Origin of the sequence: Brasilonema bromeliae SPC951 (assembly GCF_012912135.1) — a bacterium.
GTDB lineage: Bacteria > Cyanobacteriota > Cyanobacteriia > Cyanobacteriales > Nostocaceae > Brasilonema > Brasilonema bromeliae.
Map to the genome: position 1 here is coordinate 317 of NZ_QMEB01000144.1, position 5,180 is coordinate 5,496.

3 protein-coding genes and 2 pseudogenes are annotated in these 5,180 nt (G+C 51.3%); all 5 read left to right on the top strand.

The annotated features are described in order from the left end of the window. A partial coding sequence (locus DP116_RS17785; protein ID WP_246275682.1) for an ABC transporter ATP-binding protein occupies nucleotides 1-1,615 on the top strand: 1,615 nt, incomplete at its 5' end. Beyond that, nucleotides 1,612-3,420, top strand: coding sequence for an ABC transporter ATP-binding protein (locus DP116_RS17790; RefSeq protein WP_169156443.1), 1,809 nt, complete (start codon nucleotides 1,612-1,614; stop codon nucleotides 3,418-3,420). The genes DP116_RS17785 and DP116_RS17790, both read left to right, overlap by 4 nt. Before the next feature lie 184 nt (nucleotides 3,421-3,604). After that, on the top strand, nucleotides 3,605-4,177 hold the full coding sequence (locus DP116_RS17795) for a DapH/DapD/GlmU-related protein (protein ID WP_169156444.1): 573 nt from the start codon (nucleotides 3,605-3,607) through the stop codon (nucleotides 4,175-4,177). Between the two features lie 413 nt (nucleotides 4,178-4,590). Beyond that, nucleotides 4,591-4,740 (top strand): annotated as a pseudogene (locus DP116_RS30745) (DapH/DapD/GlmU-related protein); the annotation flags it as partial. 29 nt (nucleotides 4,741-4,769) lie between these two features. Further along, a pseudogene (locus DP116_RS28605) lies at nucleotides 4,770-5,180 on the top strand (hypothetical protein); the annotation flags it as partial.

Genomic DNA, 5,180 nt, shown 5'->3' on the forward strand with positions numbered 1-5,180 from the left:
GTCCCTGACGCCGCCACTGCTGGTTCTTGTTGCTGCTTTAGGTAGCCTCGGACTTTATGCTTTGAACGCGGCGCTTGACACGAGCTTAAGTTGGGCTTGGAGTGCTGCTGGGCAAGGTATGGTCTACGAACTGGCTCAAAACCAGTTCTCTCGTCTTCAACGCCTTTCACTGCAGTTCCATAGCCAGCGTACTGTCGGCGATTCTTTGAGCCGCTTGACAGGAGATTCCTATTGTGTATACACCTTGGTCGGTGCTGTGCTGATTTCACCTGTGCAGCATCTGCTTATGCTCTTGACTATTAGCATCGTCGCCTGGAACCTGAATTCTTCACTGACGCTGATTTCGCTATTCGTTGCACCAATGATGGCTGGTTTTGCCCTCGTCTTTGGTTCCCGACTCAAGCGCCGGACAAAGCTTAATCGCGAGGCGCAGTCTCGCCTCACCAGTTTTGTCCACCAAACGCTCACAGCCATCCCAATGATTCAGGCATTTAGCAGGGAGAGTTACAATACCGAGCAGTTTAAGCACCTGTCTCAAGATGCAGTTACGATTTCGCAACGCGAAACCCTGCTCAAAAGTACCTACGGTCTTGCCAATGGTTCTGTGACAACGGTTGGTAATGCGATCGTCCTTTATGTGGGTGGGCTGCAGGTGTTATCGGGAGCCATGAGTGTCGGTAGCCTGCTGGTTTTCTTGGCATATCTACAATCAATACAAGGAGCATTTCGCGGCTTGTTTGGCATCTACGGGAGTTTGAAGTCAGTGGAAGCCAATATGGATAGAGTGCTAGAGATTTTGGATGCTAAAGATGGGGTGCAGGATGCCCCAGGAGCCAAACCATTGCCTGTTCGTGCAGTGGGATCTCGGGGACATGTATGTCTAGAGGGAGTTACTTTCGGTTACGATGTTGACTATCCTATCCTGCAAGATATTACCCTGGAAGCACGACCGGGAGAAACTATTGCTTTGGTCGGTGCGACTGGTGCTGGTAAGAGTACGTTGGTCTCTCTCATTCCTCGTTTCTTTGATCCCTGGCAGGGGCGAGTCTTATTTGATGGGGTGGACGTACGAGGCGTGCAACTCAATAGCCTGCGCGAGCAGATTGCCCTAGTGCTACAGGAGCCGTTTATCCTGCCACTCTCGGTGGCACAGAACATTGCTTACGGTCGTCCGGGAGCAAGCTTTGAGGAGATTGTCGCAGCCGCGAAAGCAGCCAGGGCGGACGAATTCATCCGGCAGCTGCCCCAAGGGTATGACACCGTTCTGAGTGAAAGAGGAGCTATCCTCTCTGGGGGACAGAAACAGCGGCTGGCGATCGCACGCGCGCTACTTAAGGATGCACCGGTACTGATTCTCGACGAACCCACTTCTGCTCTCGATGCCCACACTGAAAGCTTACTGCTGGCAGCTTTAGAGCGTTTGATGCAGGGGCGGACAGTATTTATCATAGCCCATCGCCTCTCGACTATTCTCCGGGCGGATCGGATCGTGGTGCTGGAACAGGGTAGGATTGTGGAGATGGGAACGCACCAGGAGTTGCTGACAGATTCTGGTCTTTACAAGCGTTTGCACTCCTTGCAGTTTCCCGATCCGCCGCAGGAGGTCGTGTTATGAAACTGTGGTGGCTACGACTAGCACGTTACGCCCGAGTCCGTTGGCGCGGACTCGCGTTTGTGCTGCTGCTGATGCTAATTAATGTCGGGCTGAATGTGCTCAAGCCCTGGCCTTTGAAGTTGATTGTTGATTGCGTCCTGGGTAACCAATCCCTGCCAAATACTCTTGTTTGGCTCAAAACCTTAGCTGGTGATGCCGATATTCAGCTACTCGGCCCCTTAGCGGGTGCTACAATCGCTCTATTTCTAGCCAGTGAAGGAGTTCGTCTGCTCCAAGATTATGTTGGTGCTGGCGTTGGCAGTCAAATGGGTTATGACTTGGGAGCAGCACTGTTTCATCGCCTACAGCATCTTTCTCTGGAGTTTCACAACCAACAGCGATCTGGCGATCTCGTCCGGCGAGTCATGACTGACAGCATCTGTATTCGGAATCTGGCGATGGGGGTTTTTCTGCCCGTGCTCACTTCCGTGGTGAATCTGGTAGTCATGTTCGTTGTCATGTGGCAACTTGATCACTTCCTTTCACTGCTCTCGCTGGTTGTTGCTCCTCTGATTGTGTTACTGATTTGGGTCTTTAACAAGCCCATGATTGAGCGAACCTATCAGCATCAACAATTTGAAGGCGAGATTATGGCGCTTGGCGAGCAGACTTTAACAGCGCTACCAATTGTTCAAGCATTCGGTCGCGAAGCACACGAAGATGAGCGCTTTCGCTACCTGTCCCAAAAAGCGCTCCAGGCTTGTTTGCGCGCTCTCCTTGCCCAGATGCAATTCAAAATTGGGGTGAGCGGGGTCACCGCAGTCGGAACAGCAGCAATTATGCTCTTTGGCGGCTTTCAGGTTCTGGATGGGTCACTTTCAATTGGGTCTTTACTGGTCTTCCTTTCTTATCTCGCCTCCTTGTATGTGCCGATGGAGACTTTGGCTTACATGTCGTCTGGTTTTGCAGCAGCGGCAGCTAGTGCTATGAGAGTGCTAGAGGTGTTAGATGCCAAGGAGGAGGTACGGGAAATTGCTGGTGCTACACCTCTGCTTTTACAACCTGGTAAAGCGAGTGGATACGTATGTCTAGAGAAAGTTACCTTCGGCTACCAGGATGGGAAACCGATACTCCAGGACATTTCCTTGGAAGCACAGCCAGGGGAAACGATCGCCCTAGTGGGAGCGACAGGAGTCGGCAAGAGTACGCTGGTTTCCCTGATTCCCCGTTTTTTCGATCCTTGGCAGGGACGAGTCCTCTTTGATGGGGTAGATATCCGAGACGTGCAACTGCAAAGCCTGCGCGAGCAGATTGCCTTGGTGCTGCAGGAGCCGTTTCTACTACCGCTAACCATCGCCGAGAACATTGCCTATGGCTGTGTTGGTGCTAGCCGCGAAGCAATCATCGCAGCCGCCCAAGCTGCCAATGCTGACAGTTTTATTCAACGATTACCCCAAGGTTATGACACGGTTATTGGTGAGCGCGGTGCTACGCTTTCAGGGGGAGAGAAGCAACGGTTGGCGATCGCCCGTGCGCTGCTCAAGGATGCTCCAGTGTTGATTCTGGATGAACCCACCTCTGCTTTGGATGCTCAAACCGAGTTTCTGCTGCTGGAGGCTTTAGAGCGACTGATGGCAGGACGAACTACGTTTATTATTGCCCATCGCCTCTCGACAGTACAACGAGCAGACCGGATCGTGGTGTTGGAACAAGGACGAGTTGCCCAGATAGGAACCCATCAAGCATTGCTAAACGCTCGTGGGCTGTACTATCGCCTGCACCAAACCCAGTCCAGCCGAGCGATCATCCATTCGGAATCGGTATAAAGCAATACGTTTAATGCTAAGGCTAAAACTTTTTGTAAAAATCAATTTTTTTTAACCAACCGCAGAGGCGCAGAGGAGCCAGTGCGTTGCGGGGGTTCCCCCCGTTGTAGCACCTGGTGTGACACAGAGAGAAGAAAAAAATGCTTAACTGAACTGGATTGCAGTATAAACCAGGGGAGATAAGGTGACATATTTAGCTAATCAGCAGTCTGAGTACAGGGTAATTACGGATTTTCCAGAGAATGTCCAAATTGGTTCAAACACAGTCATCATGGGCAATCTCGCGTTTAAGCGATTCCATAGCCGCAAGAAACAGGGGCTAATCATCGGTGACCACTGTACTATGGACGGCGTTCACTTCGATATTGGTGAGAAGGGGCAGGTGGAGATTGGCGACTACTGCTACTTCACAAACGCTGTACTTTTGTGCGAACTTGAAGTTCGCATTGGCAGTTACGTTGTGATTGGATGGAATACAACACTCGCTGATACCGACTTTCATCCGATCGCACCTGCTGAACGCATTGCTGACGCGATCGCCTGTTCACCTCTGGGCAAGACCTTACCGCGACCGGAAATCGTAAAGCGACCCGTGGTTATTGAGGACGGCGTCTGGATTGGACCGAACGCCACAATCCTCAAGGGAGTCCATATTGGAGCTGGGGCAATTGTGGAGCCAGGTGCAATGGTGAACCGAGATGTACCGCCACGCACGCGAGTCATGGGTAATCCAGCACAGATAATTGGGGAGGTTTAAGGGCGATGTCTACACGCACTCTCTCCTGGGATTGGTATCCAGGAACGATTCCAGAAAACGTGGTTCTTGATGAAACCGCCTACGTTGAAACGACATTCAGTTTTCACTTATACCGCAGCGAAGCACCAGTGGGGGTAGAATACGGTCGCGGTGCTTCCACCTATTTGGGGACGATGTTTGATGTTGGTCCGCGTGGACAAGTCAGTTTGGGTAAGTTTGCGCTTGTTCACGGTGCCAGGATTATCTGTGACGCCCAGATCGAAATCGGTGATTATGCCCTCATCTCTTGGAATGTTGTTTTGATGGATACCTACCGACTACCGTTCGACCCGACACAGCGGCGGCGTGAACTAGAACAGATACCATTTCGTTCGCCCCGACGTATTGATGGTACGGTACCAGCGCAACCAATTCTTATCGGTTCTAACGTTTGGATTGGTTTTGATGCCTGTGTACTACCAGGCGTCACTATCGGAGAGGGGGCGATCGTCGGTGCCCGGTCTGTTGTCACCCAGGATGTCCCACCGTACACTATCGTGGCTGGCAATCCTGCCCGTGTTGTTCGTCGCTTGGATGCAGGAGGGATTGAAAAGTGAGAACTGAACGCCCTAGTAAGGGGAAAATTATAGTTTTTGGTATTCTATTTTGGTATCCCTTAGCAGGGGTGACTTACCAGTTCCTTCACTACCTGCTGGGACTTCGTCGCTTAGGTTATGACGCTTATTATATAGAAGATTCATGGCGTTGGATTTACAATCCCCGCATCAACGACCTCTCTCCAGATGTGACTGAGAATATTCAGCGAATTGCCCCAATTTTAGAGGAGTATGGCTTCAAAGACCGATGGGGATTTCGCGATTATCTCGGGGGTGAATGTTATGGGATGACTGAAGCCCAAATTTTGCAATTATATCAGGAAGCAGACGCCTTCTTGAACGTAACGGGTGACCAGGAAATCCGCGACGAGCATCTGGCTTGCCCCCGCCGCATCTATGTCGAATCA